This is a genomic window from Pseudomonas sp. CJQ_9, assembly GCF_043106615.1.
Taxonomy (GTDB): Bacteria; Pseudomonadota; Gammaproteobacteria; order Pseudomonadales; family Pseudomonadaceae; genus Aquipseudomonas; species Aquipseudomonas juntendi.
The window spans coordinates 181,584-208,473 of record NZ_JBICMS010000099.1 but is presented as its reverse complement, the minus strand read 5'-3'; the positions used below and the strand labels follow the sequence as shown (position 1 = coordinate 208,473).

The following is a 26,890-nucleotide window of genomic DNA, read 5'->3' as shown; positions in this document are numbered from 1 at the left end:
TTGTTCTTGTGGGTGAACAGCGGGGCCAGGTCAAAAGGCAAAGTGCGCTTCATCCAGGCTCATCAGGCACTGTGCGCCGCCGCGCAAGGCATCGCAGTGGGCAGTGGCGCGCGGCAATACCCGCTGCCAGTAGAAGGCAGCCGCGTGCAACTTGGCCTGGTAGAAGGCGCGGTCCTGACTGCCTGTGGCCAAGGCCGCACTGGCGGTTTCGGCCGCCCGGAGCCACAGTGCGGCCAGCAGCACGTAGCCTGAATAGGCGAGGAAATCCACCGCCACCGCGCCGATTTCCTGGGGGTCGCAGCGGCAGGCATCCAGCACTTCGGCGCTCAGGTTGCGCCATTCCAGCAGGCGCTGGGCGACCGCCTGGGCCATCCCGGCCAGCGCCTCAACGCGGCAGTTGCGTGCCGCTGCAAGTAGCTCATCGATCAGCAGGCGCAGCTGCTCGCCGCCATCGCCCAGCAGCTTGCGGCGAATCAGGTCCAGCGCCTGAATGCCGTTGGTGCCCTCGTACAACTGGGTGATGCGGCTGTCACGCATCAGCTGCTCCATGCCCCATTCACGGATGTAGCCATGCCCGCCGTACAGCTGCACGCCCAGGCTGGCAGTCTCCTGGCCAACATCGGTGAGGAAGGCCTTGACGATCGGAATCAGCAATGCAGCCCGGCGCCCGGCGGCCGCCTGCAACTCGGGTTGCAAGGCACCGTGCTCCAGGTCCAGCGCTTGGGCGGCAAAGGCCGCCAGCATGCGGCAGCCCTCGCTGAGGGTTTTCTGGGTCAACAGCATGCGCCGTACATCAGGGTGGCAGATGATCGGGTCGGCACTGCGCTCGGGCGCCACCGGCCCTGCCAGGGCGCGCGACTGCAGACGCTCGCGCGCATAGGCCAAACCACCCTGGAAGGCTGCTTCGGCAATGCCCAGCCCCTGCAGCCCGACCTGGAAGCGCGCGTCGTTCATCATGGTGAACATGCACGCCAGACCCTGGTTGGCCTCCCCCACCAGCCAGCCGCGCGCGCCATCGAAGTTCATCACGCAGGTCGCCGCGCCCTTGATGCCCATCTTGTGCTCCAGTGCGCCGCATTCGAGCGCATTGCGCAGGCCCAACCCACCGCCGGCGGTGCATTCGAACTTGGGCACCAGGAACAGGCTGATGCCACGCACACCGGCCGGCGCATCCGGCAAGCGTGCCAGCACCAGGTGGACGATGTTGTCGGTGAGGTCCTGGTCGCCGCCGCTGATGAAGATCTTGCTGCCGCTGATGCGGTAGCTGCCATCGCCCTGCGGCTCGGCACGGGTACGCAGCAGCGCCAGGTCGGTGCCGGCTTGCGGCTCGGTCAGGCACATGGTGCCGGCCCATTCGCCGCTGACCAGCTTGCCCAGGTAGTCGCGCTTGAGTGCTGCACTGCCATGCCGGTGCACGGCCAGCACGGCGCCCTCGGTCAGGCCGGAATAGATCCGGAACGACAGCGACGCGCCCATCAGCATTTCATGGAAGCAGGCCGCGACCATTTGCGGCAGGCCCTGCCCGCCATGCTCCAGCGGGCCGGTCATGCCACCCCAGCCTTGCTCCACATAGTGCCGGTAGGCTTGGCGAAAGCCCTCGGGCGTGCGCACGCTGCCTTGCTCCAGACGGCAGCCCTGCTCATCGCCCTGGCGGTTGAGCGGCGCAACCACCTCGCCGGCGAAACGTGCACCCTGCTCAAGTATGCCGTCAATGGTTTCGCGGTCCAGTTCAGTGCCCAGGCGGGCACAGTGCGCCGTCACATCGAACAGTTCGTGCAGCACGAAGTGCATGTCACGCAGGGGGGCTCGGTAATTCATGCGCGGCCCCCTCGGACGTCGGCCAGGCGTTTGCCCTCGGCCACCAGGCGCATCAACAACCCGGCCGGGCGCCAATGCTCGCCGAACAGCCCCTGCAGGCGTTCCAGCCGCGCTAGCAGCAAGCTCAGGCCCTGCTGGTCGGCCCAATGCATTGGCCCGCCGGCCTGGTGCGGGAAACCATAGCCATGCAGGTACACCCGGTCGATGTCAGCGCTGCAACCCGCCACCGTTTCCTCAAGAATTTTCGCGCCTTCGTTGACCAGCGCCAGCAGGCAGCGTTCGCGGATTTCCTCGTCGTCGATCGGGCGCCGGTGCACGCCAAGGTCCTGGGCGACCTTGAGCACCAGCGCGTCGACTTCTGGGTCGTGCCCGGCTTCACGGCTGCCGGGGGCATAACGGTAGTAGCCCTGGCCGCTTTTCTGGCCGAACCGCCCCAGTGCGCACAGGGCATTGTCGACCTGTACCAGCGGCGCATCCATGCCGTGACCAGCCAGCTGGCGCGCTCGCCACTCCAGGTCGAGGCCGACCACGTCGTACATGCGAAACGGGCCCATGGCCATGCCGAACGTCTGCAGCGCCCCGTCCACCTGCCACGGCGTGGCGCCTTCGAGCAGCAGCTTGCGCGCTTCGGCCACATAGCTGGCGAGCATGCGGTTGCCGATGAAACCCGGGCAGTTGCCGGCCACCACCACTTCCTTGCCCATGCGCTGGCCGAGGTCCTGGGCCGCGTCGAGCACCGCCGGCGACGTGCGCTCCCCGCGCACCACCTCCAGCAGCTTCATCACATGGGCCGGGCTGAAGAAATGCAGCCCCAGCACCTGTTCGGGCCGGCGGGTCACCGCCGCGATGGCGTCGATGTCCAGCGCCGAGGTATTGCTGGCCAGGATGGCATCGGCCTTGAGCGTGCTGTCCAGGGTACGGAAGATCGCCTGTTTGAGCGCCAGGCTCTCGTACACCGCTTCGATCACCAAGTCGGCTGCGGCGAGGTCGTCATAGGCCATGACCGGGTGCACGCGCGCCAGGCAAGCATCAGCTTCGGCCTGATCGATGCGGCCTTTGGCAACCTGTTGTGCCCAGGTTTGCGCGATCATGGCCAGGGCTGCTTCGGTGGCGCTGGGGTCGTTGTCCAGCCACTGCACTGCAAGGCCTGCACCGGCCAGGCTGATGACGATGCCACGGCCCATGGTGCCGGCGCCGATCACCGCCACCTGCTGAACGTTGTAGAGGGTACTCACGGGTGACGCTCCTGATTCGAGGTGTGAAGGCATTGCCCTCACCCTAGTCAGGCGCCTACTATTTTTGAAATTCTCATTTTCCATCCCATGTATTTTTTGCATGAATATTGCCAACTTCGACCTCAACCTGCTGCGCGTGCTGGACATGCTGCTGCGCGAACAGAACGTGTCGCGCGCCGCCGAGCGCCTGGCGTTGACCCAGCCGACGGTCAGCAATGCGCTGGCACGCTTGCGCGACCTGTTGGGCGACCCGCTGCTGGTGCGCGTCGGCCGGCGCATGCGCCCCACCCCGCGCGCCCTTGCCCTGGAAGGTCCGATTCGCGCGGCCTTGCTGCAGATCGAACAGACCCTTGGCGCCGGTGACCGCTTCGACCCCAGGCTTAGCCACCGGCAACTGCGCATCGCCCTGACTGACTTCGCCGAACAGCTGTGCATGCCAAAGTTGCTGGCCACCCTGCAAACCCAGGCCCCGCACTTGCGCGTGGATGTGCTGCACCTGGCGCCCAACCTGCCTGCCGAAGCCCTCGACCGGGGCGAACTCGACCTGGTGCTGGGGCGCTTCGATGACGTGCCCGCCCGCTACGAACGGCGCCACTGGCGCAGCGAAACCCTGCACGTAGCCGTGCGCCAGGGCCACCCCGACGTGCAGGGCACGCTCGACCTTCAGGCGTTTCTCGCCCTGCGCCACTTGTGGGTGCACGGCGGCCAGACCCGTGGCATGGTCGACCAATGGCTGGGGGAACAGGGCCTGGCCCGGCGCATCGTCTACACCACGCCCAATTACCTGCAGGCCGCGCACCTGGCCGCCAGCTCCGACCTGTGCGTGGTGCTGCCTACCGCCTTGGCCCGCCATTTCGCCAGACTGCTGCCATTGCAGCTGTTCGAGCTGCCGTTCGCCCTTCAACCGTTCCAACTGGAGCTGGTGTACCTTGCCCATCGTCAGCACGACCCGGCTTTGGCCTGGCTGGTGGCGCGCATCATGGACATCGGTGCTGGCTGAGCCATCGCAATTGGGCATGGGGAGCCATGCAAGAGTGGTATTGGTTCGCCAGCGAGCTCTGTCCTTAGAGTGTTTGCCCTCAGAACAGAACAATAAGGACCACCCCATGCACCTGCGCACCCTGCCCTGCCTGCTGGCCCTGGCGTTGCCCCACGCAACGCTGGCCGTAGAGCCGGCCAAGCAAGCCAGCGAGTTCACCCGCCAAAGCAACCAGCAATGGTTGCAGCGCCTGCCCTTCGACGACCGCAGCGACTTCGACAATGCCCGCCGCGGCCTGCTCGAAGCCGTCGACCAGCCCGTGGTCAATGCCGCCGGCAAAACCGTCTGGGACCTGCAGCGCTACGCCTTCCTGGCAGGCAATGCACCGGCCACGGTCAACCCAAGCCTGTGGCGCATGGCCCAACTGAACACCCTTGCCGGGTTGTACAAGGTCAGCGAGGGCATCTACCAGGTGCGCGGCCTGGACCTGGCCAACATGACCCTGATCGAAGGCGAGCACGGCCTGATCGTGATGGACCCGCTGCTGTCGGTGGAAACCGCCCGGGCCGGGCTGGCCATGTACATGCGCCATCGCCCGCAGCGGCCGGTGGTGGCGGTGATCTACACCCACCCGCACGTCGATCACTTCGGCGGGGTGCGTGGGGTGGTCGACGAGGCGGACGTCAAGGCCGGCAAGGTACAGGTCATCGCCCCGCAAGGTTTCTTCGAACATGCCGTGAGCGAAAACGTGCTGGCCGGCCCGGCAATGAAGCGCCGTGCGCAGTACATGTACGGCGCGCCACTGCCCCGCGGGCCACGCGGCCAGGTGGATGCCGGCCTTGGCAAAGGCGTGCCGGCCAATGCCACGGTCAGCCTGATCGCCCCGACCCGGCTGATCGAACAGCCCTTCGAGACCCTGCGCATCGACGGTGTCGACATCGAGTTCCAGCTCACCCCTGGCACCGAGGCGCCGGCTGAAATGAACCTGTGGTTCCCACAGTTCAAAGCCCTGTGCATGGCCGAGAACGCCACCCACGTGCAGCACAACGTGCTGACCCTGCGCGGTGCCCAAGTGCGCGATGCCAAGGTGTGGGCGCACTACCTCGACCAGTCGCTGGTGCGCTATGGCGAGCAGGCCGAGGTGGTGTTTGCCCAGCACCACTGGCCCACCTGGGGCAGCGCGGCGATACGCGACTACCTGGCCGATCAGCGCGACATGTACGCCTTCATCGACAGCCAGACCCTGCGCCTGATCAACCGCGGCCTGGGCCCTACCGAAATCGCCGCCGAGCTGACCAGCTTGCCGCCCCGGCTGGCCAGCAAATGGTACAGCCGCGACTACTACGGCTCGCTCAGCCATAACGTGCGGGCGGTGTACCAGCGCTATATGGGCTTTTACGACGGCAACCCGGCAACCCTGGACCCTTTGCCGCCTGGCGAAGCCGGTACGCATTACGTAAAGGCCCTGGGTGGCGCCGAGCGGGTGCTGACCCTGGCCCGTGAGGCCTATAGCAGCGGTGATTACCGCTGGGTTGCCGAGCTGACGCGGCACCTGGTGTTCGCTCAGCCCGACAACCGCGCCGCGCGCGAGCTGCAGGCCGACGCCCTGGAGCAACTGGGCTACCAGAGCGAGAACGCCACCTGGCGCAACGCGTACCTGACCGGTGCGCAAGAGCTGCGCAACGGCGTGGCACCTGCCGCCAGCAAAGGCGGCAGCGCGGACGACCTGATACGCGCCCTGACCCCGACGCTGTTCTTCGACTACCTGGGTGTGCGCGTGGATGCCGCCAAGGCCGCCGAGCAGGACCTGACCATCAACTGGCACTTCACCGACCTGAACGACGACTACGCCTTGACCCTGCGTAACGGGGTGCTCACCCACCGCGACCACACCCGCCATGGGCAGGCAGATGTCGAAGTGAACATGAGCAAGGCGACCCTGGACCGCATCGCCCTGAAGCAGACCGGCTTTCTCAAGGAAGCAACCGTGGGTGATATCGCGATCAGGGGGGAGCGCGTCAAGTTCATGCGTTTCATGGCAGGGCTGGACGAGCCTGACGGGCGCTTCAATATCGTCACCCCTTGAATCACCAACAGCGCCGCCCTGAAACGAGCGGCGCTAAACCTGGCGCTTGCAAAGGGTATGACGGTGCTCGGAAGCGATAAGGGGCCTGTTTCAACGCAACCCTTGGCTGCGCAATGCGCCAGGGGAAAAGTAGGAAGCATGGGTGCGTACGTCGAAGACGTATGGCCTGGGCTGCTCGTTGGTCAGGCCAGACAGCTGGTAGCGGCCAGTGCGCAGGTCATAGATCGCCTCCATGGCATTGACCAGCGCCTGGCCCGTGACGTGGTAGTAACTGTGCGCCTGGGCGGTGCGCCACAGCCGGCCCTCATGGTCGAAGAAATCCGCCTCGAGGATGGCCCAGCTGTCCTCGTCCAGGTAATAGCGGCGGCTGGCGTACAGGTGCTTCGCCCCAGGCTTGAGGGTGCCCAGCACTTCCCACACCCGGTGCAGTTCGTAGCGTGTGGGTTGCGGGTTGACATGGCCAGGCCCGATCAGTGCGGCATAACCGAGCAGCGGCGAAGCCAGGCGGTAGCTGTTATACGGTACGTGCAGGGCCTTCTTGCCCACCAGGGTCCAGTGGTAGAGGTCCGGGGCGCCGTTGAACATGTCGCGGCTGTCGGCGGTGCGCAGGCCGGCCGTACCCGGGGTGATGCTGTCATAGGCCAGCGCCGGGGCGCGACGCACCCGCCGCTGGCTGCTGCTGTACAGCCACGAGAGGCGCGGTTGGGCAACCTGGTCGAGGGTTTCGTGCAGCACCACGGCATCGCCCGCCAAGCGCGACGGCGCGGTCATGCGGTAACTCAGGTAATACAGCACCTTGCCCGCCTGGCCGCCTTCCAGCACGTCGGGGCGGGCGAAGTTCTGCTGCAGGCTGATGGTCGCGAAACGGCCATCGCCACGCGGGGTAATGCTGTCCGAGGCCAGGCTGTAACTGCCGTTGCGCGGCCGGGTGAGGTGGTTCCACAGCACCTGCAGGCCGTTGCCCGGCCTGGGGAATGCCACCACGCCGGCGAAGCCCGCCACGCCGTTGCCGTGATTGACCAGGCGCGCGCTGGCGGCATTGTGCCGGGCCCAGTCGCTGACACGTGGCGGCACCGCGACACTGCGATGCGAGGGGTACACCGGCAGGCGAAACGACTTGGGATAACGCTGCATCAAGGCCACCTGCCCCGCCGTCAACTGTTCGCGGTACTGGGTGTAGTTGCTGGCGCTGATCACATACAGCGGCCGCTCATCGGCATAGGGGTCCAGTGGCGTGCCGTTGACCGCCAGCGACACTTGCCCCGCGTGCAGGCCGCCGTTCCAGGCCGGTATGCGGCCGTCACTACTGGGCCCGCGTTCGGCCCCCACCGGCGTCAAGTCTGCGGGCAATGGCGTGGCCGCCATGCACAGGCTCAGCAGGCTGGCGTTGATGCACAGGGCGCTGCGCAGCAGGGCAAATGGTTTCATCGGGCTTGGCCTCTTGTTGTTGTATGGTCCTGGCCGGCTTGCCTTGGCAAGCGCTTTCGGGGTGATACTAGGAGCCGCGCTCCGAACCCCACAAATAACGTGTTCGGATACGTGCCATATCAGTTCGGCATACCCTTGGAACCGCTCCGATGACCTTGAAACAGCTCCGCTATCTGATCGCCATCGTCGACGCCGGCAGCTTCTCTTCGGCTGCACGTCGCGCCTACATTGCCCAGCCGGCGCTGAGCCGGCAGATCAGCCTGCTGGAAAGTGAACTGGAAATGCAGTTGCTCGACCGCCAGCACGATGGAATAGCCCTGACCGATGCCGGGCGCCAGCTCTACGAGGTGGCCCGGCAAGTAGTACAGAAACTGGACTCGGTGAAGGATGAGCTGAAATCCAGCCGCGGCGACCCCAAGGGCCATGTGGCCATCTCCATTCCGGCCACGGCCGCCGACCTGCTGCTGCCGGAAATTCTCAGGCGCGCCGAACAGCGCTTCCCCGGCGTGACGCTGACCGTGTGGGATGGCCTCAGCCGTGAAGGCGGCCAGGCCATCGAGCTGGGCAAGGTGGACTTCGGCGTGGTACCCAATGCCGAAGAACTCGAGCATGTCGAGGCCGAGCCGATCTTCACCGAGGCGCTGTACTGGGTCGGTGCATCAGCCCCTGGCACCCCCGACACCATCAGCCTCGCCGAAGCCGCCGCCACCCGGCTGGTGCTGCCGCCCAGAACACTGCACCTGCGCCGGCGCATCGAGCAAGCGGCGATGCAGGCCGCCGTGCCCCTGGCCGCCGCCTACGAACAGCAATCGGCGCCCGGCATCGCCAGCCTGGTGCGCGCGGGCCTGGCAGCGACCATCAGCAACTGGCCGCCACTGAGCACATTGCTGGAACCCACGGCGGCGCGGCGTATCGTTGAACCGGCCATCAGCCGCACGATTGCCTTGGCGCATTCCCAGCACAAGCCCCTGTCGTTCGCCGCCGGTTGCCTGCGCGACCTGGTGCGCAGCGTGCTGATCGACCTGGTCAACAGCGGCCGCTGGCGAGGCGAACTGATCGGCAAAGAAGCACAGCCGCTGGAGGCCATGCCCGGCGCTCAGCTAGCGGTCTGAGCGCGCGCTTTCCCGCCAGCGGCCACCGGCACGCGCAGGCGCTGCTGGGTCAGCTGCGGGTTCAGCGTGGCCAGCCCCACCAGCCCGGCCACCACCAGCACCGCGCCACATACCAGAAAGCCTTGGGCATACCCCGCCGGGTGTGCGCTGCCTGCGCCTTGAACCAGCAAGCCCGTCACCAGCGGTGCTGCCAGCCCGGCCAACGAGGCAATGCCATTGCCCATGGCGAGGATGCCGCCGCGCTGGGCCGCCGGGGTGAACTCGGCGAGCATCGCCGGGCCCACGGAATACATCACCAGCGCCAGGCCCCCACTGAGCGTCAGCGCGGCAACCCTTGCTACCGTGCTGAGGCCAGGCAGCATCAGCGACGCCGACAACAGGCCAGCCAGTATCAGGCACACTGAAACGAACACGCCGCGGGCCACACGTGACGGCACGCGGCGGCGCATCAGGCGCTGGGAGAACCAGGCCAGCAGCAAGCTCAGCGGCGTGGTCACGACCACGAACATGACGAACAGGCGCCCGGTCTGCAGCGGGTCGATACCCAGGCCAACCTGGAGGTAGCTGGGCACCCAGGTCAGCGTGAGCGCCAACGACCAGTTGGCGGCGAAGTGGCACAGGTAGTTGCCCAGCACGCTGGGGTCCCCCAGCAGCCGGCGGTAGGCAATAGCCGGTTCATCGGCCTTGAGCTGGCTGGCGCGCAGGCGCTCGAGGGTGCCCTCCTGGCCCAGCCGCCACCACAGCAGGCACCACAGCAGGCCGATCAGCGCCAGGATGATGAAATTGGTCCGCCAGCCGTAATGCAGGCTGACCCAGGGGATCATCGCCCCTGCCACCAGCAGCCCCATGGCACTGCCGGCATGCAGCAGGGCCACTGGCAGGTTGCGCCGGTCGTTGGGGAACCACTTGTACAGTGCATGGGTGGCCACCGGCGATGCCGGCCCCTCACCGATGCCCAGCAGCACCCGGCAGGCAACGATGGCCCACAGTGAGGTGGCGAACAGCATGGGCAGCTGGATCAGCGCCCAGAACAGACCCATGCCCAGCAGCAAGGTGCGGGTGGGGCGCCGGTTGGCCATGAAGCCACCGACCACGGCGGAGATCGCGAAGAACCAGTGCAAGGCGCCCCCGATCAGGCCGAACTCGGTAGCCGTCAGGCCCAGTTCGGCGCTCATCGGCACCGCTACCAGGCCGATCACCACCTTGTCGAGAAAGTTGACCAGCATCAGCAGGGCCAGCAGCGCGGCCACTAGCCAGGCGGTACGGGGGTTGGGCAGGGAAGAATCCGCAGTCATGGGGAGTACTCTTGTTATTGTTGTGGGGCGGTGCAAAAAGGCCGCCGCCAGGGCGGCCCATCGGTCAGGCAGGCATCAGCACCCCTTTGGCGATGGTGTTGCGCTGGATCTCGCTGGTGCCGGTGAGGATCCGCATCATCCGCGTGGCGCGGAATATCCACTCCACTGGGTGGCCCTGCAACAGCCCCGCGCCGCCGTGCACCTGCACCGCCTTGTCGGCGATGCGGAACGCCGCCTCGGAGACGAACAATTTGCACATCGGCGCCTGGGTGCGGATATCGCCCCCGGCATCGTTCACCTGGGCCGTGGCGTACACCATGCTGCGCGCAGCGTGCAGCTCGGTGGCCATGTCGGCGATCATGTGGTTGACCGCCTGGAACATGGCGATGGGCTGGCCGAACTGCTTGCGGCTGCGCGCATGCTCGATCGACAGGTTCAGGGCCAGGCCGGCCATCCCCAGCAGGGTCGGGCAATGCAACAGGCGGTTGAGGGTGATGCGCCCCATGGCCAGTTTGAACCCCTGCCCTTCCTCGCCGATCAGGTTGGCCGCCGGCACACGCACCTGGTCGAGCAGGATGTCGCCATGGGCACCGCCACCAGACATCACCGCATAATCGCTGTTGATGCGCACCCCTGGGGCGTCAAGGTCGACGAAGAATGCCGAAATACCCTGGGCGCCCTTGCCTGGCCCGGTCACCGCCAGCAACACGGCCAGGTCGGCGTACGTGGCTCCGGAGATGTACCGCTTGCTGCCGCTGAGCACATAGTGGTCGCCGTCGCGACGTGCCTGGGTGCTGATGGCGGTCGCGTCGGAGCCAGCCTCGGCTTCGGTCAGGGCAAAGCACACGGCCTTTTCAGCACGGCACACCGGCTTGAGAAAGCGCTCGACCTGGTAGGGGCTTGCCACCTTGAACAGGTGGCCGACCCGCGGCGGCCCCGACAGCTCGCCCAACACGTGTGAGGCCAACATGGAACCGGTCAGCACCGTGGCCTCCTTGACCGCGCACAGGTCGGCCACGTTCAGGCCGGCACCGCCCATGCTTTCAGGCAGCATGACGGTGTAAAGGCCCTGCTCGCTGGCGAGCTTCCACACCTGGCGCAGCACCGGTTGCGGATGCGGGCGCGCCCAGTCCAGCTGGGCTTGCTGCTCCAGCGGGCGAACCTGGTCACGGACGAAACCTTCGATTGCTTCGATAATCTGCGCAGCTTTGGCACTGGGTTGGTACATGGTCATGCTCCTGGTCAGATGCGACGTTCGCTGTGTTGCCAGTAGGTGTCCCGGACCAGGCGGCGCACCACCTTGCCATTAGGGTTTTTTGGCAGTTCGCTGACAAAATCGACGCCGCGCGGCTTCTTGAAACCGGCCAGCGCCCGGCCGCAACGCTCGATCAGCTCGTCGGCCTGCAGCTGTGCGCCCGCCTTGAGCACTACCACCGCGCGCACCGCTTCGCCCCACTGCGGGTCCGGCACGCCGACCACCGCCACCTCGAACACCTCGGGGAAGCCGTAAATCACCTGCTCCACCTCGCTGGGGTACACGTTGAACCCGCCGGAAATGATCATTTCCTTCTTGCGGTCGACAATGAACAGGTACCCCTGTGCATCGACCGTGGCCAGGTCGCCCGTGAGGTAATAACCGTCGCGCATCACTTCGGCGGTGAGCGCCGGGGCGCGCCAATAGCCCTGCATCACGTCCGGGCCCTTGACCACGATCTCGCCGACTTCACCGGGTGCTACATCCTCGAAGGCTTCGTTGACTACCCGCAGGTCGGTCTCGAAGTAGCACCGCCCGCAAGAGGCCAGGCGCTGGTAATTGCCGTCTTCCACCAAATGGTCCTGCTCGGTCAGCACAGTGACCAGCGAGCAGGTTTCCCCGGCGCCGTAGCCTTGTACGAGGATTGGCCCGAACAGTTCGATGGCCTTTTTCACCAGGGCCGGCGCCATGGGTGCGGCGCCATACATGACCAGCTTCAGGCTGGACAGGTCGAAGTGTTCGACGCCGGGGTAGTTGACCAGGCGGTTGATCATTGCCGGTACCAGGAACAGCCGCGTAACCCGCTCGCGCTGGATGGTTTCCAGCAACAGGCGGTCGTCATACCGATCGAGCAACAGGTTGCAGGCGCCCACCGCCAGTAGCGGCATGATCTGCATGCCGCTGGCATGGGTGATGGGCCCCACGTGGGCCATGACGTCGCCCGGCCCGGAGCGGCGTATGGGGCTGGCAATGCTTTTGCGCACCAGGGCCTTGCGGTTGCCGAACGACAGCATCGCGGCCTTGAGCACGCCCGAGCTGCCAGAGGTGTAATGCAGCACGGCCAGCGCATCGTCGGCCGGGTCCAGCCCCAGCGGTGCCTCGCTGCCGCGCTCCAGCAACGCGCAATAGCCCAGGTCGCCCCCTTGGCCGTCCAGCACGATCAGCTGGCGCAGCAGCGGCAACTCCGCGCGTCGGGCTGCCAGCAACTCGGCAAAGCGCGCGTCGGTGATCAGTGCGACCGTGCAGGAGTCTTCCAGTACCCGCACCACTTCATCCACCGAAAGCCGCGCATTGATCGGCACCTTGACCATCGCCGCCTTGTACAGCGCCACTTCCGCTTCGACCAGTTCCACACGGTTGGCGGCAAGAATCGCCACATGCTCGCCAACGCCCACGCCAAGCGTACCCAGCGCGGACGCCAGGCGGTTGCTGCGCCGTTCCAACTGCGCGTAGGTCAGGCGCGTCTGGCTGTCCGCCACGGCGATGTGGTCCGCCCAGTAGCGGGCACTTCGGGTAATGATCGATCCAAGGTTCACGTTATTGTTCTCGTCGACAGAAAGACATCGACGATGCTAATCAGCTGTGCGCGTGCAGATGAAATACCAGATTCAGATGTGGGCCATACCTTTATTGGCTGGCATACCGCAAGCGGCCGCCGACAGCTCGGTGATCGTCCGGGGGATTGCGGGCGCTCAGCTGTAATACTTCAAAGGAGGTGTCAGCGCTGATGAAGCGCTTTTTTCAGTAAAAAACAACGCCCCGCACAAGTCGGGGCGTGTAAGGCCGATCAGTGGGCTTTCACACAGTCTGACTAGCTCTGCTCCAAACGGGGTTATTTCTCCATAACGTCGTTCGACCGAAGGTAAACCTGTATCGACGTGCAGAGCCGAGCATTGAATCACATCAGCGGTCAGAAATCGTCCGGTGGGCTCTTCTCGAACTTCCACTCCGTGTGTTTTCGAGCTTGTTCAAAACTCTTGCAGTTGTAAATGAATTCATTGCGATCAGCGTCTTTCGAAAGACTGGCGAGGGTCTGATCGTACGTGCTACCCGAACAATTCTTCTCGTTTGGGGCAGGTACTTTCTCATCCGCCTGTACTGACAGGCTACACGCCATAACGATGGCTGCGGAAATTCCCACTATGTGTTTCATAACGTCCTCATTCATGACTCAGGGTAATCCGGTACCCTGATCTACCTAGGCACGAGTGACAGGAGGTCCTGAATCGCCCGCGCATTGCACAGTTTGCATGGGTTGCTGGCCCCGGATCATAGCGGATGGGGCGAAGGATGTCTCGGTTCATCGGGAAGGGATTCCAGAGCGCATCCAGTCAAAGGCCGATGCTGCCGGATCCCATTTCACTGACTGGCCCAGGCAACGGTACCAGACGGAAAATTAATGCAATGCGTGCGAACTGGCCCAGCAGTAGATGCTGGGCCAGAAGAGTGAGTTAAAGCAATACAGTGGCCAGCATCCCCAAGGCCCCTAGGATAAAGCCAATGAGCGCTCCCCGTCCTGGGAATTCATGAAAAAGAGACCACACGATTACGGGCTCGAGAAGCAACAACGAGGTGACCGATACTACGGTAACGATCCAGATGTCACCGACTGCAACGTATCCAAGCCAGTATGCCGCCAGTAGGCAAATCCCTGCAAAACACATCAGCACCAAGGGAAAGCTGATAGCGCCCCATGAAGCACTTCCCGTCTGCGCGAGTTTAGCGACCACGACCTCACTGTAGATTGCACAGAACTCACCGACCACCATTAAACCTAGAGCAGAAACTCCGAATAATTCTTTGGACATATCAAAAACTCCTTCGTATTCAGGGCAATATTTTTCCGCTCCCAGCTAGCGATACCACTGACTAAGAGTTCGTTGCAGGAATACGAAGCCGCCTTGAACAGGCCTGAATTACCGAAATATTTTCCCATGCTCATGTCCTTCGAAGGAAGTGAGTCTCAGCACAAACCGAGACACCGGCCTGATAATACGGCCCTTGCCCCATTCTGAACAACCAGTACCGCGTCAGCATGACGAAAGCTGCCCGGTGCACCGAGTTCTTCATCACCAGGCAGCATCGGTGTGTGATCTGAAAGCGCAGACTGATGCGCAAGAGAAATCCAACGGGCGCCGCAAGACCGGCCTAGGCTCTGTACGAAAAGGGATGTCGCAAACACCGCATGGAACAAACCAGAGATACCGTAACGGCGCAAAACTCAAACCAGAGCCAGCAGTAATGGCGATCGGAGGCCTCGGTTTGCAGTGCTCCTTTGCGTGAGTGTCTGCAATGGGTCGCAAGCTTCCGGTCGTGGATGACCGCTACCGACCCAATGCAGACACTTGATACCGGCGCCGCTTAGCAACCCATCGGTCATCCAGATACGATGCCGGCATGCACTAGTGCCGCGATAATAAACGGAGACTTTTTCTCCAGATACTCAGCCATCCCACCTGTATTGCTCGACTCAAGTTGGAGCTTCAGTACTTCATACTGCTGGCGCATAGAGGCATCGCATCTAAGCAAATCTCTGAACCTCACCATCTGGGTGATCGCAAGGTGGCCACGGACACAAGCGTGGAGCTTGTGCGTGCGAATCCCATCCACATTACGCCGATAGAAATGATGCCCTTCCGATAAGTCGCTTCCTCGCACATATCCCAAGCCCATCAACACCTCGTCCCGCGCCGAGGCGTTGCTATGATCGTGAACCTCGATGAGCACATCGATCTCAGGCTTCGCCGCGAGCCCTGGAACGGAGGTACTTCCAACATGCTGTATGGCGATCAGTTCATCGCCAAAGGCCGAAGCGATGAGTGGCTTATCTGCCAGAAAGCGGGCGGGCCAAGTGGGGTCATAGGGAGTGATTTTGCTGGTCAGTGCCATTTCCGTTCCTTGGTGGCTAGTACCTGATACTCCGAATGTTCCCTCAATACTTGTGAATTCGCCAGCCACTGATAACGATACCCCGGCCATGCGACAATTCAGTAGATCAAATTCGAATCTGATCGAGTTTGGATAGCTGTCCTGTCTACCGTGTACTTCTGGCCGACTGCCCCCCATGCGGAGGGCAGCAATGGGTCGAGAGCAGCCGCGCACCATTACCCTTAACTAGGTTGTCGTGCGCTGCTCCGTGATTCCGATCAAACCTGATCGAGTATCTGGGCGATCTCCTGCGCAAATGCCTGTGGCTGCTCAAGCATTATCAGATGGCCCACCTCACGCATGATGGTGATACTGGCCGACTGGGCTATCGCCCAGTCAGGCACATCCCATTCGGCCCGGGAGCGCTCTCCGGCCAGCAGATGCACAGGTATAGAAGAAAATACCGCCTTCAAGGCATCGTGGTAATCATCACCTCCGGTCTCGACCAGCACTGATCGGGCCATGGCTTGCACTGTGCTGGAGGGTTGATGAGCCAACCAGGCCATAGCAACCTCAAGGCGTTGCTGGCTAAAAGCAACCCCTGCGCGCTCCATCCAGGCTTTCGGATTTGCACGATAGCCGGCTAGCAGAGCCTCTGTTTCTTACGCAGACATTTTTGCCACACTAGAAGACCAGAACGCATCTTTCAGTGAAAAATTGCCCTCTACGCTTGTGATGCTGGCTACTTGATCTCGATAACGCCTCGCATAGAGCATGGCTACAACCCCACCCACGGAGTGGCCGACCAGGTGTACTCGCCCACCTGAGGCGTGCTTGCCGATCTCTCGGTGCAGGTGCTCGATCTGAGAAGGGATATTCACGTTGCATGGCGTAACACCACTCAGACGGCCATATCCGAGGAGGTCAGGCACGATGACCGGAAGTGGACACAGGCGCTTATGCAGGGAGCTGTGACCAAGGCAGCCGATGAGGCCGTTGATGAACACGACCGGCGTTTGCTTGGGCATGAGTGCACCCGATGGCATGAAGAATGATCGATCTTGCACGCTTGAGTTGGGCTCTCGCCAGATTCTGTTTATTGCATTGACGCATGTACTGACGGTGAGCAAGCAATGAGCTTGCCCGTGAACCCGTTTGAAGACAGCACACCTCAGGTGAGAGCAGAAAGCTACTCAGCCGCCTGCATCAGCTCCAGCGTAATGTTATCTGGCCCGGTCACATACACCACCAGCGTACCCTTGCGTGGGCCTGCGGGAATCGGTTGAGGCGTCCCCCTGGCCTGCCAGCCCGCTTGCTCGATGCGACCAAGTACGGCGTGCATGTCTTGCTCCCTCAGTGCCAGATGCGCTGAGCCAATCGCAGATGCCGTAGGCGGGGTGACACCGTGGCGGGCACCCTGCGAATATTCCAGCAATTCTACTCGGCTGCCATCCGGCCTTTTCACTATCGCCGTTCGCACCTTCGGATCGGCGGTGCCGGTTACATCGAGAATGAATGGTCTTCCCATTCAGACTGGCGTTCGAGCGTGAACCCAAGCCCGATTGTCCAGAAGCGAATGGCTTCTTCCAGTGAGCCGACGGCACAGCCAATATGATCGGCGGCATATACGCTGTGGTTGGAATTCGTCAACTCATCCTTCAAGGGGGTGACGGCCACGTCGGACCTGCATCATCAATGCCGGCCGAACCTCGCAGGTTTGGGGATCAGGTACCGCCCCCGTATAACTGCCGCCACACCTATGCGACAATACGCTCAATGTCTGGTCTCAACCCCGCATTTATCGCCCAACAGCTCGGGCATGGCGTGCAGATGCTCTTATCGACTTATGCGCGCTGGATTGACTCGTCCAACCACTGGTCAGAACTGGAAAAGCGCCAGACTGGTCCCAAATGGGTCCGCAGCTGCGAAGAAGCCACGTAAGTTATTGATAGGTAAGCTCCTTGATCTCCACCGCCAACATCACCATGCAGTTCGGCTCCAAGCCGCTGTTCGAAAACGTTTCTGTCAAATTCAACAACGGCAACCGCTACGGCCTGATCGGCGCCAACGGCTGCGGCAAGTCGACTTTCATGAAGATCCTCGGCGGTGACCTGGAGCCTTCGGGTGGCCAGGTCATGCTCGAACCCAACACCCGCCTGGGCAAGCTGCGCCAGGACCAGTTCGCCTACGAAGAATTCACCGTCATCGACACGGTGATCATGGGCCACGGCCAGCTGTGGAAGGTCAAGGCTGAGCGCGACCGTATCTACTCGCTGCCGGAAATGTCCGAGGAAGACGGCATGGCCGTCGCCGAGCTGGAAACCGAATTTGCCGAAATGGACGGCTACACCGCCGAGTCGCGCGCCGGCGAACTGCTGCTGGGCCTGGGTATTCCGCTGGAGCAGCACTTCGGCCCGATGAGCGAAGTGGCCCCTGGCTGGAAGCTGCGTGTGCTGCTGGCCCAGGCGCTGTTCTCGGACCCGGACGTGCTGCTGCTCGACGAACCGACCAACCACCTGGACATCAACACCATCCGCTGGCTCGAAACGGTCCTCACGGCGCGTAACAGCACCATGATCATCATTTCCCACGACCGCCACTTCCTCAACAGCGTGTGCACCCACATGGCTGACCTGGACTATGGCGAGCTGCGCCTGTTCCCGGGCAACTACGACGAGTACATGACGGCGGCCACCCAGTCGCGCGAGCAATTGCTGGCGGACAACGCCAAGAAGAAAGCACAGATCGCCGAACTGCAAACCTTCGTCAGCCGCTTCTCGGCCAACGCCTCGAAAGCCAAGCAGGCCACTTCGCGCGCCAAGCAGATCGACAAGATCCAGCTGGCCGAGGTGAAACCGTCCAGCCGCGTCAGCCCGTTCATTCGCTTCGAGCAGACCAAAAAGCTGCACCGCCAGGCCGTGGTCGTCGAGAAAATGGCCAAAGCCTTCGATGACAAGGTGCTGTTCAAGAACTTCGACCTTACCGTGGAAGCGGGTGAGCGCGTGGCGATCATCGGCCCCAACGGTATCGGCAAGACCACCCTGCTGCGCACCCTGGTCGGCGAAATGACCCCGGATGCCGGTTCGGTGAAGTGGACCGACAGCGCCGAAGTCGGCTACTACGCGCAAGACCACGCCCACGACTTCGAAGACGACATGACCCTGTTCGACTGGATGGGCCAGTGGACATCCGGCGAGCAGGTGATCCGCGGCACCCTGGGGCGCATGCTGTTCTCCAACGACGAGATCCTCAAGTCGGTGAAGGTGATTTCCGGTGGTGAACAAGGCCGCATGCTGTTCGGCAAGCTGATCCTGCAAAAACCCAACGTGCTGGTGATGGACGAACCGACCAACCACCTGGACATGGAGTCGATCGAAGCACTCAACCTGGCGCTGGAAAACTACCCAGGCACCCTGCTGTTCGTCAGCCACGACCGCGAATTCGTTTCGTCGCTGGCTACCCGCATCATCGAGCTCTCGGCCGATGGCGTGGTGGACTTCAGCGGTACCTACGACGACTACCTGCGTAGCCAGGGTGTGTTGGTCTGATTGAGCCGTGAGGCCTGGCTGCCTTGGGCGGCTGGGCCTTGCGCCACAGTGCGAGGCCTCTCGACGAAAAATTCGTTAGCCTGCTTTCATTTCCTTCGCGCAACGGCCATGATGGGTTCACGCCCAACCGCCCGCCCGCGAACAAGCCCATGACCGCGCAACAACCTGCCCCCCCCAGCGATAGCTTGCACATAACCCTGCAAATCCTGTCGATCGTCTTCTACACCTTCATTGCCTTCCTCTGCATCGGCCTGCCGATCGCGGTACTGCCCAGCCATGTGCACGATCAGCTGGGCTTCGGCGCCGTGATCGCGGGCGTGACCATCGCCTTGCAATACCTGGCCACCCTGCTCAGCCGGCCATTAGCCGGCAAGGTAGCCGATAGCTTGGGCGGCAAGCGGGCAATACGCTATGGCCTGCTGGGTATCGCCGGCTGCGGTGTGCTGACCCTGCTTTCCGCCTGGGCGCTGAACCTGCCAACCCTCAGCCTGGGCCTACTGCTTGCCGGGCGCCTGCTGCTGGGCATAGCCCAGGGGTTGATCGGCGTAGCGACCCTGAGCTGGGGAATCAGCCAGGTCGGCCCTGAGCACACCGCCCGGGTCATTTCATGGAACGGCATCGCCTCTTACGGTGCCATCGCCATCGGCGCGCCCGTGGGTGTGCTGGCCGTGGACGGGCTGGGCTTCAGCGTACTGGGCCCGGCGTTGCTGGGGTTGGCAGCCATTGCCCTGCTGGTGCTGCGCAAACGCCCCGACGTGGCTGTGACGCGCGGTGAGCGCCTGCCCTTCTGGTCGGCGTTCGGCCGGGTGGCGCCGTGTGGTGTTGGCCTGACCCTGGCTTCCATCGGGTACGGCACCCTGACCACCTTTGTCACCCTGTATTACCTTGAGCGTGGCTGGGCCGGAGCAGCCTGGTGCCTGAGCGCGTTTGGCGTGTGCTTCATCATCTCCCGGCTGCTGTTCGTCAACGCGGTAAACCGCTTTGGTGGCTACAACGTCGCGGTCGCCTGCATGGCCACCGAAGTGCTCGGCCTTGGCCTGCTGTGGCTGGCGCCCTCACCGCCGTGGGCGTTGCTGGGCGCCGGGCTGACCGGCTTTGGGCTGTCGCTGGTGTACCCGGCACTGGGCGTCGAAGCCATCAGGCAGGTACCCAGCAGCAGCCGGGGTGCCGGGCTGAGCGCCTACGCGGTGTTCTTCGACATGGCCCTGGCCCTCGCCGGGCCGGTAATGGGGGCGGTTGCCGCGCACCTGGGCTATGCCTCGATCTTCTGCGTGGCCGCCCTGCTGGCACTGGCTGGCGTCGGGCTGACGCTGCTACTGGCGCGGCGTGGCCGTGGCCGCTGACCGCTCGGCCGATTGCGGCGCCCCCAGCGCCTCGCTGAAGAACGCTGCGGTTTCACGTTGCAGTGAGCGATGAATATGCCGACGGTCAACACCTTCGGCATCCCTGCACAGCACCGGCATGCGCTGGTATTGCTCGGCATCGCAATGGGCCATGAACACAAAATGCCCGGCACCGGCCAACAGCCGGTAATCCGGTGTGACTGGCAGCTTGCGGGCCAGCGCTGCGGCGTTGCGGTCCACCGCCACCAACTGGTCACTGTCGCCGCTGTAGATCAGTGCCGGCACCTGCACCCCGGCCAGCGCATGCCGCCCGAACAGCAGGCTGAGCGGCGCCATCAACATCACCGCGCCGACACGCGGGTCGGCCTTGGGGCCAAGCTCACTGCGGTCGGCTATCAATATGCCGTGGGTCTTGCAGGCGTCGGCGTCGTTCGGACGTTCCAGGCAGTACTGGCGCAAACGCTCCAGGTCCGGGTGCGCGCCAGACAAGATCAACGCCGTTTCACCACCCGCCGAGTAGCCGATCACACCCACCTTGCCGTCCGTCAGGTACGGGCCCACCACGCTGTCTGCGCGCGCCGCGGTGATTGCGGCGCTGAGCTGCAACGGCCGGCCATACAGATTGCTCAAGGTGCCCAGGCGGCTGTGGTCGCGGGTGTTGTCCCCGGGGTGGACCACCGCCACCACCACGAACCCTGCGCGCGCCAACGCCGTAGCCAGGTAATGCAACGCCAGCGGGCTGCCGGTATTGCCGTGCGACAGCACCAACAGCGGGAAGCGCCCCATGGCGATGGGGGCCTCTTCGGCCACGTCGAGCGGGTAGCCATCGATACGGCTACTGCGGGCCGGGCCCAGCGCTGGGTAGAACGCCAGCGCCTGCATGGGCCGGTCATCGACCGGGTCGGTCAGGGTCATGTGGTGCAGGCCTGCTGCCCATTGCGCAGCCTCGGCATGGGCCAGCAGGCAGGCGCACAGCGCCAGCGCCAACACGCAACGGGGGAGAGTCATCGGCCAGCGGCTCCTTGCGTGGCAATGCGATAACCCAGCATAAGCCTGGGCCCGCAGGCGCCGCATGAAAACTGGATGAAACCGACGTCATGCCAGGCCTGCACGCGCCGCCTGCATTTGCACCTGGCGGCGAACCCGTGGCATAGATGACGGTCAACGTTTTTATCTGACCGCTTCAGCGCCCTTGAAGGAGTTTCATGCATGAGCAAACCTGACTACGTGCCACCCAAGGTCTGGCGCCGTGACGCTGCATCCGGGGGCCAGTTCGCCAGTATCAACCGCCCCGTCGCCGGCCCTACCCACGACAAGGACCTGCCCAAGGGCAAGCAACCGCTGCAGCTGTATTCGCTGGCCACACCCAACGGCGTGAAAGTCACCATTGCCCTGGAAGAGCTGCTTGAACTCGGCCACGCTGGCGCGGAGTACGATGCCTGGCTGATCCGCATCGGCGAAGGCGACCAGTTTTCCAGCGGCTTCGTTCACGTCAACCCCAACTCCAAGATCCCCGCGCTGCTTGACTGCAGCCAGGAACCCCCAATGCGCGTATTCGAGTCGGGCTCGATCCTGCTGTACCTGGCAGAAAAGTTCGGCGCCCTGCTGCCGACAGCGCCTGCTGCGCGCACCGAGTGCCTGAACTGGCTGTTCTGGCAGATGGGAGCGGCGCCCTACCTGGGTGGCGGCTTCGGTCATTTCTACGTGTACGCGCCGGAGAAGTTCGAGTACGCCATCAACCGCTTCACCATGGAAGCCAAGCGTCAGCTGGATGTGCTTGACCGGCGCCTGGCCGAAAGCCGCTACCTGGGCGGTGAGGCATACAGCATCGCCGATATTGCCGTGTGGCCCTGGTACGGCCAGCTGGTACTGGGCAACCTGTATGGCGCAGCAGAGTTCCTGGCGGTGCACGAGTACCCGAATGTGCAGCGCTGGGCGCAAGAGATTGCCCAGCGCAAGGCAGTGCAACGCGGCACCCGGGTGAACCGCACCTGGGGCGACGAAGCCAGCCAGGTGCCTGAACGGCATTCGGCTGCGGATCTGGACAACTGATACAACGCGCGCCGAAGGTGGCCCTGTGGTGATACAGGGCCGCCCCTGCCAATGCCTGCCGCGTACTCGGGCATGACAATGCCCACCTGCACAAAACCATTTGCCCCTGCGCAAACCTGCGTCGGCGTAGCCCTTCTTGTACACTCCCCGCAATAGCCCCCACCTGTACATTGTTTGGTGAACGCATGATCGAGGTAACCGAGGTTTCCATTGCCGAGCTGCGCGACGCGCTCGAATCGGGCCGCACGACGGCGGTCGAGCTGGTCGAGGCCTACCTGGCCCGCATTGATGCCTACGACGGCGCCGACACGGCCACCGCCCTGAACGCCGTAGTAGTGCGCAACCCGCAGGCGCTGCAAGAAGCCGAGGCCTCCGATGCCCGCCGCGCCAAAGGCCAGTTGCTGAGCCCGCTGGATGGCATTCCCTACACCGCCAAGGACAGCTACCTGGTCAAAGGCCTGACTGCGGCATCGGGCAGCCCGGCCTTCAAAGACCTGGTGGCCCAGCGCGACGCTTTCACCATCGAGCGCCTGCGCGCCGCCGGGGCCATATGCCTGGGCAAGACCAACATGCCGCCCATGGCCAACGGGGGCATGCAGCGCGGTGTGTATGGCCGCGCCGAAAGCCCGTACAACGCCAATTACCTGACCGCGCCGTTCGCCTCGGGCTCGTCCAACGGCGCCGGCACGGCTACCGCCGCCAGCTTCAGCGCCTTCGGCCTGGCCGAAGAAACCTGGTCCAGTGGCCGCGGCCCCGCCTCGAACAATGGCCTGTGCGCCTACACGCCCTCGCGTGGGGTGATTTCGGTGCGCGGCAACTGGCCGCTGACCCCGACCATGGATGTGGTGGTGCCCTATGCGCGCACCATGGCCGACCTGCTGGAGGTACTCGACGTGGTGGTCGCCGATGACCCCGACAAGCGTGGCGACCTGTGGCGCCTGCAGCCCTGGGTGCCGATCCCTGCGGCCTCGGCGGTGCGCCCGGCGTCGTATCTGGACCTGGCCGCCGATGTCGGCGCCCTGAAGGGCAAGCGCTTCGGCGTGCCGCGCATGTACATCAATGCCGACGACGCAGCCGGCACTTCGCAAAAGCCCGGTATCGGCGGCCCTACCGGCCAGCGCATCCACACCCGCGCGAGCGTTATCGCCCTGTGGCAACAGGCCCGTCAGGCCCTGGAAGCGGCCGGCGCGCAAGTGGAGGAAGTCGATTTCCCGCTGGTGTCCAACTGCGAAGGGGACCGCCCCGGCGCCCCCACGGTGTACAACCGCGGCATCGTCAGCAAGGAATTCCTGCACGACGAGCTGTGGGAGCTGTCGGGCTGGGGCTTCGATGATTTCCTGCGCGCCAATGGCGACCCCAAGCTCAACCGCCTGGCGGATGTCGATGGCCCTCAGATTTTCCCGCATGACCCGGGCACCCTGCCCAACCGCGAGGACGACCTGGCAGCCGGCATGGACGAATACGTCAACATGGCCAAGCGTGGCCTGAAGACCTGGGACCAGATCGAGACCTTGCCCGATGGGCTGCGCGGCCTGGAGCGGACCCGCAAGCTGGACCTGGAAGACTGGATGGACGCGCAGGGCCTGGACGCCGTGCTGTTCCCCACCGTGGCCGATGTCGGCCCGGCCGATGCCGACGTCAACCCGGTATCGGCGGACATCGCCTGGAGCAACGGCGTCTGGGTGGCCAATGGCAACCTGGCGATCCGCCACCTTGGCGTACCGACCGTGACCGTACCGATGGGCGTCATGGCCGACATCGGCATGCCGGTGGGCCTGACCTTCGCTGGGCGGGCCTATAGCGACAATGCCCTGCTGACCTTTGCGGCCGCCTTTGAAGCGACCGGTTCGCGCCGCATTGTGCCGCCGCGCACCCCTGCCCTGGGCTGAGCCCGGCACGGCACCGCACTTCAGGCAACCTTCGCCAAAATCAACGTTTCGTGTAAATATACACAAATCGTTGATTTTAGCGGTTCGTTGCCCATGACACCCACTGCCGAGCGCCAGCTCACCCTCACCGTGCTCAAGGCCGCCATCCAGGCCTTGGGCAGCGTTGCCGCGCGCAACATGGAAATCCTCCTGCACGACCTCGACCACCCCGAGCACTCGGTGGTGGCTATCGTCAATGGCCACCTTTCCGGTCGCAGCATCGGCAGCCCGATCCTTGCCGCCCCGGAACAGGATCAGGGTTTCAAGGCACTGATGCAGGCCTCGGCCGACCAGCAGGGTTGTGAGCCGGTGGTGCTGCCCGACTACCCCACTACGCTCAAAGGCCGCACGCTGCGCAGCGCCACCGCGATCTTCCGCGACAGCAGTGGCCACCCGTTTGCCAGCCTGTGCGTGAACACCGATGTCACCGGCCTGGACGCGGCCATGCAGTTCCTCCAGCACTTCCAGCCCCTGGGCGCTACGCCAACCGCCACCGAGCCTGCCGACATGGCGCTGCTGATGAGCGAGATCATCCAGAGCGCACTGCAGCGCAACGGCCACGGGCGAATGAACAAGCAAGCCAAGCTCGAAGCTGTGCGCGTGATGCAGGAGAGTGGCCTGTTCATCGTCAAGGGCGGCGTCGAGAAGGCGGCCAGCGCGCTCGGCGTGACCCGCTACACCATCTACAACTACCTCGAACAACTGCGCGGAGCCAGCCTATGACCTTGCACATCCCTACACCCCTGATCGAATCACGCCCGCTGTCGCTGGCTGCCGGGCGCAACATCTGGCTCAAGCTTGATGCCCTGCAGCCTTGTGGCTCGTTCAAGCTGCGCGGGGTGGGCCACGCCTGCGAGGTTCACTACGCGCGGGGGGCCAGGCACCTGGTGTCGTCCTCGGGGGGCAATGCCGGCCTGGCGGTGGCCTACGCCGGGCGCAAGCTGGGTGTGCCGGTGACCGTGGTGGTGCCCGAGACCACCACCGAACGGGCCAAGGAACTGCTGCGCCTGGAAAATGCCAAGGTACTGGTGCACGGCAGCTCGTGGCAGGAAGCCAACGAACTGGCACTGACCCTGGTAGGCGCTGGCGATGCCTTCATTCACCCCTTCGACGACCCGCTGCTGTGGGCCGGGCATGCCAGCCTGGTCGACGAAGTGGTTGCAGCCGGCTCCAAGCCCGATGCGGTGGTGCTGTCGGTGGGGGGCGGCGGGCTGCTCAGCGGCGTGGTCGAGGGGCTGCAACGCAATGGCTGGGCGGACGTGCCGGTGCTGGCCGTGGAGACGACCGGCGCTGCCTCGCTGCACGCGGCCATGCAAGCCGGGCACACCGTGGAGTTGCCACGCATTGCCTCGATCGCCGGCTCGCTGGGAGCCAAGCGGGTGGCCGAACAGGCGCTGGCCTGTACGCATCGGCAACCGGTACACAGCCACCTGGTCAGCGACCGTGCCGCGCTGCAGGCTTGCGAGCGCTTTCTGCTAGACCACCGGCTACTGGTGGAGCCCGCCTGTGGCGCCGCGTTGGCGCTGGCCTATGACGCCAGCGCCATGGCGCGTTACCCGAACGTGCTGGTGGTGGTGTGCGGGGGTGCTACTGCCACCTTGGAACAGATACAGGCATGGTTGCGACAGGTCGACTGATACGGGTTGTCATCTGTCTGTTTCCTTTGCCGTGTATCACTGAACCCCACACTGCTGGCGAATCTGGCCGGCAGTGGCAGCCACGCAAAGGAAAAATGCCCTGCGCCCTTTCGATCTGCGGCAAGGGAAGGCACAATGCGTGTCCTTTTTTTGGCCGGCCTGGCCGGGGGCCTCTAAATGATCAAGACGCCGTACTACCTCATCGATAAAACCAAGCTGCTCAGCAACATGGAGAAGATCGCCTACGTGCGCGAACACTCCGGTGCCAAGGCACTGCTCGCCCTCAAGTGCTTTGCCACCTGGTCGGTATTCGACCTGATGCAGCAGTACATGGACGGTACCACCTCGTCGTCCCTGTTCGAGCTCAAGCTCGGCCGCCAGAAGTTCGCCGGCGAAACCCACGCCTACAGCGTGGCCTGGGCCGACGACGAGGTCGAGGAAATGCTCGAGAATTGCGACAAGATCATCTTCAACTCGATCGGCCAGCTGCAACGCTTTGCCGACCAGTCCGAAGGCAAGGTGCGTGGCCTGCGCGTCAACCCGCAGGTCAGCAGCTCCGACTACCTGCTGGCCGACCCGGCCCGGCCGTTCAGCCGCCTGGGCGAATGGGACCCGGCCAAGATCGAGCAGGTGATCGGCCAGATCTCTGGCTTCATGTTCCACAACAACTGCGAGAACGGTGACTTCGGCCTGTTCGACAAGATGCTCACGCACATCGAAGAGCGCTTCGGCCACCTGCTGCACCAGGTCGAGTGGGTCAGCCTGGGCGGTGGCATCCACTTCACCGGTGAAGACTACGCAGTAGACGCCTTCTGCGCGCGCCTCAAGGCCTTCGCGCAAACCTACGGGGTGCAGGTGTACCTGGAGCCTGGCGAAGCCGCCATCACCAACAGCGCCTCGCTGGAAGTGACCGTGCTCGACACCTTGTACAACGGCAAGCACCTGGCCGTGGTCGACAGCTCGATCGAAGCGCACCTGCTCGACCTGCTGATCTACCGCCTGAACGCCAAGATGGCCCCCAACGACGGCGAGCACACCTACATGGTCTGCGGCAAATCGTGCCTGGCCGGTGACATCTTCGGTGAGTACCAGTTCGACCGCCCATTGGCCATTGGCGATCGCCTGTCATTCGTAGACACGGCCGGTTACACCATGGTCAAGAAAAACTGGTTCAACGGTTTGAAAATGCCGTCCATCGCGGTCAAGCAACTCGACGGCAGCGTCGAGGTCGTCCGTGAGTTCGGTTTTGAAGACTACGTTTCCAGCCTGTCGTAAGGCCGGCTTCCCAAGTAAGGAGCAACAGGTAA

General features: G+C 63.9%; 24 protein-coding genes and 1 pseudogene. 11 read left to right on the top strand and 14 right to left on the bottom strand.

The features are described from left to right. Positions 1 to 30 precede the first annotated feature (30 nt). Together ACF8SD_RS21880 and ACF8SD_RS21875 are read right to left on the bottom strand one after the other, a co-directional pair. The gene (locus tag ACF8SD_RS21880; RefSeq protein ID WP_392485128.1) at positions 31 to 1,818 is read right to left on the bottom strand and encodes an acyl-CoA dehydrogenase C-terminal domain-containing protein; all 1,788 of its coding nucleotides are present in this window, start codon (positions 1,816 to 1,818) and stop codon (positions 31 to 33) included. Next, positions 1,815 to 3,086, bottom strand: coding sequence for a 3-hydroxyacyl-CoA dehydrogenase NAD-binding domain-containing protein (locus ACF8SD_RS21875; protein WP_392485127.1), 1,272 nt, complete (start codon positions 3,084 to 3,086; stop codon positions 1,815 to 1,817). Before ACF8SD_RS21875 ends, ACF8SD_RS21880 begins: the two co-directional genes overlap by 4 nt. 67 nt (positions 3,087 to 3,153) lie before the next feature. On the opposite strand from ACF8SD_RS21875, the gene ACF8SD_RS21870 reads away from it, so the two are divergent. Both ACF8SD_RS21870 and ACF8SD_RS21865 read left to right on the top strand, forming a co-directional pair. Beyond that, positions 3,154 to 4,053 carry a LysR family transcriptional regulator gene (locus ACF8SD_RS21870; protein ID WP_392485126.1) on the top strand — a complete coding sequence of 300 codons (900 nt, stop codon included), beginning with the start codon at positions 3,154 to 3,156 and terminating at the stop codon, positions 4,051 to 4,053. A gap of 106 nt (positions 4,054 to 4,159) precedes the next feature. Then, positions 4,160 to 6,118, top strand: a complete 1,959-nt coding sequence (locus ACF8SD_RS21865; RefSeq protein ID WP_173888789.1) for an alkyl/aryl-sulfatase — start codon at positions 4,160 to 4,162, stop codon at positions 6,116 to 6,118. A 90-nt stretch (positions 6,119 to 6,208) separates the two neighbouring features. Here the strand turns inward: ACF8SD_RS21865 and ACF8SD_RS21860 are convergent, their stop codons facing one another. Continuing rightward, entirely contained in the window at positions 6,209 to 7,546 is a 1,338-nt protein-coding gene (locus tag ACF8SD_RS21860; protein WP_392485125.1) for a DUF1329 domain-containing protein, read from the bottom strand. A gap of 149 nt (positions 7,547 to 7,695) precedes the next feature. On the opposite strand from ACF8SD_RS21860, the gene ACF8SD_RS21855 reads away from it, so the two are divergent. Next, on the top strand, positions 7,696 to 8,658 hold the full coding sequence (locus ACF8SD_RS21855) for a LysR family transcriptional regulator (RefSeq protein WP_173888785.1): 963 nt from the start codon (positions 7,696 to 7,698) through the stop codon (positions 8,656 to 8,658). Here the strand turns inward: ACF8SD_RS21855 and ACF8SD_RS21850 are convergent. The 10 genes from ACF8SD_RS21850 to ACF8SD_RS21805 all read right to left on the bottom strand — a co-directional run bounded on the left by ACF8SD_RS21850 (position 8,643) and on the right by ACF8SD_RS21805 (position 16,752). Continuing rightward, positions 8,643 to 9,953 (bottom strand): MFS transporter, encoded by a 1,311-nt coding sequence (locus ACF8SD_RS21850; RefSeq protein ID WP_173888783.1) that lies wholly within the window; start codon positions 9,951 to 9,953, stop codon positions 8,643 to 8,645. The genes ACF8SD_RS21855 and ACF8SD_RS21850 overlap by 16 nt on opposite strands. A gap of 64 nt (positions 9,954 to 10,017) precedes the next feature. Next, positions 10,018 to 11,181: an acyl-CoA dehydrogenase family protein gene (locus tag ACF8SD_RS21845; RefSeq protein ID WP_392485124.1), complete on the bottom strand. Its 1,164-nt coding sequence runs from the start codon at positions 11,179 to 11,181 to the stop codon at positions 10,018 to 10,020. 14 nt (positions 11,182 to 11,195) lie between these two features. Next, a complete protein-coding gene (locus tag ACF8SD_RS21840; RefSeq protein WP_392485123.1) occupies positions 11,196 to 12,743 on the bottom strand; it encodes an AMP-binding protein in 1,548 nt (515 codons plus the stop codon). A 374-nt stretch (positions 12,744 to 13,117) separates the two neighbouring features. Continuing rightward, entirely contained in the window at positions 13,118 to 13,324 is a 207-nt protein-coding gene (gene trbK, locus ACF8SD_RS21835; protein WP_392485190.1) for an entry exclusion lipoprotein TrbK, read from the bottom strand. A 334-nt stretch (positions 13,325 to 13,658) separates the two neighbouring features. Then, positions 13,659 to 14,015, bottom strand: a complete 357-nt coding sequence (locus tag ACF8SD_RS21830) for a hypothetical protein (RefSeq protein ID WP_110678346.1) — start codon at positions 14,013 to 14,015, stop codon at positions 13,659 to 13,661. 568 nt (positions 14,016 to 14,583) lie between these two features. Then, entirely contained in the window at positions 14,584 to 15,096 is a 513-nt protein-coding gene (locus ACF8SD_RS21825) for a GrpB family protein (RefSeq protein WP_392485122.1), read from the bottom strand. 257 nt (positions 15,097 to 15,353) lie between these two features. Further along, complete coding sequence (locus tag ACF8SD_RS21820) at positions 15,354 to 15,599, bottom strand: alpha/beta fold hydrolase (protein ID WP_392485121.1); 246 nt, start codon at positions 15,597 to 15,599, stop codon at positions 15,354 to 15,356. 138 nt (positions 15,600 to 15,737) lie between these two features. Beyond that, positions 15,738 to 16,103 (bottom strand): alpha/beta fold hydrolase, encoded by a 366-nt coding sequence (locus ACF8SD_RS21815; RefSeq protein ID WP_392485119.1) that lies wholly within the window; start codon positions 16,101 to 16,103, stop codon positions 15,738 to 15,740. Positions 16,104 to 16,264: 161 nt separating this feature from the next. Further along, positions 16,265 to 16,603: a VOC family protein gene (locus ACF8SD_RS21810; protein ID WP_349306028.1), complete on the bottom strand. Its 339-nt coding sequence runs from the start codon at positions 16,601 to 16,603 to the stop codon at positions 16,265 to 16,267. Next, entirely contained in the window at positions 16,576 to 16,752 is a 177-nt protein-coding gene (locus ACF8SD_RS21805; protein ID WP_249414381.1) for a VOC family protein, read from the bottom strand. Before ACF8SD_RS21805 ends, ACF8SD_RS21810 begins: the two co-directional genes overlap by 28 nt. Here ACF8SD_RS21805 and ACF8SD_RS21800 point away from each other — a divergent pair. The 3 genes and pseudogenes from ACF8SD_RS21800 to ACF8SD_RS21790 form a co-directional block, all read left to right on the top strand. Then, positions 16,742 to 17,016, top strand: a pseudogene (locus tag ACF8SD_RS21800) (site-specific integrase); the annotation flags it as partial. The gene ACF8SD_RS21805 and the pseudogene ACF8SD_RS21800 overlap by 11 nt on opposite strands. Before the next feature lie 20 nt (positions 17,017 to 17,036). After that, entirely contained in the window at positions 17,037 to 18,623 is a 1,587-nt protein-coding gene (locus ACF8SD_RS21795; protein ID WP_029885780.1) for an ABC-F family ATPase, read from the top strand. Between the two features lie 149 nt (positions 18,624 to 18,772). Continuing rightward, positions 18,773 to 19,966 carry an MFS transporter gene (locus ACF8SD_RS21790; RefSeq protein ID WP_173888777.1) on the top strand — a complete coding sequence of 398 codons (1,194 nt, stop codon included), beginning with the start codon at positions 18,773 to 18,775 and terminating at the stop codon, positions 19,964 to 19,966. Here the strand turns inward: ACF8SD_RS21790 and ACF8SD_RS21785 are convergent. Continuing rightward, on the bottom strand, positions 19,937 to 20,974 hold the full coding sequence (locus ACF8SD_RS21785; protein ID WP_392485118.1) for an alpha/beta hydrolase family protein: 1,038 nt from the start codon (positions 20,972 to 20,974) through the stop codon (positions 19,937 to 19,939). The genes ACF8SD_RS21790 and ACF8SD_RS21785 overlap by 30 nt on opposite strands. Positions 20,975 to 21,175: 201 nt before the next feature. Between ACF8SD_RS21785 and yghU the strand changes: the two genes are divergently transcribed. From yghU to ACF8SD_RS21760, 5 genes are all read left to right on the top strand, one after another. Then, positions 21,176 to 22,018: a glutathione-dependent disulfide-bond oxidoreductase gene (yghU, locus tag ACF8SD_RS21780; RefSeq protein WP_392485117.1), complete on the top strand. Its 843-nt coding sequence runs from the start codon at positions 21,176 to 21,178 to the stop codon at positions 22,016 to 22,018. A gap of 185 nt (positions 22,019 to 22,203) precedes the next feature. Further along, positions 22,204 to 23,907: an amidase gene (locus ACF8SD_RS21775; protein ID WP_392485116.1), complete on the top strand. Its 1,704-nt coding sequence runs from the start codon at positions 22,204 to 22,206 to the stop codon at positions 23,905 to 23,907. Positions 23,908 to 24,000: 93 nt separating this feature from the next. Beyond that, positions 24,001 to 24,669 carry a transcriptional regulator gene (locus tag ACF8SD_RS21770; RefSeq protein ID WP_392485114.1) on the top strand — a complete coding sequence of 223 codons (669 nt, stop codon included), beginning with the start codon at positions 24,001 to 24,003 and terminating at the stop codon, positions 24,667 to 24,669. Further along, on the top strand, positions 24,666 to 25,583 hold the full coding sequence (locus tag ACF8SD_RS21765; protein WP_392485112.1) for a pyridoxal-phosphate dependent enzyme: 918 nt from the start codon (positions 24,666 to 24,668) through the stop codon (positions 25,581 to 25,583). The genes ACF8SD_RS21770 and ACF8SD_RS21765 overlap by 4 nt, the downstream gene beginning before the upstream one ends. 177 nt (positions 25,584 to 25,760) lie before the next feature. Next, entirely contained in the window at positions 25,761 to 26,858 is a 1,098-nt protein-coding gene (locus ACF8SD_RS21760; protein ID WP_009686603.1) for a carboxynorspermidine decarboxylase, read from the top strand. Positions 26,859 to 26,890 lie beyond the last annotated feature (32 nt).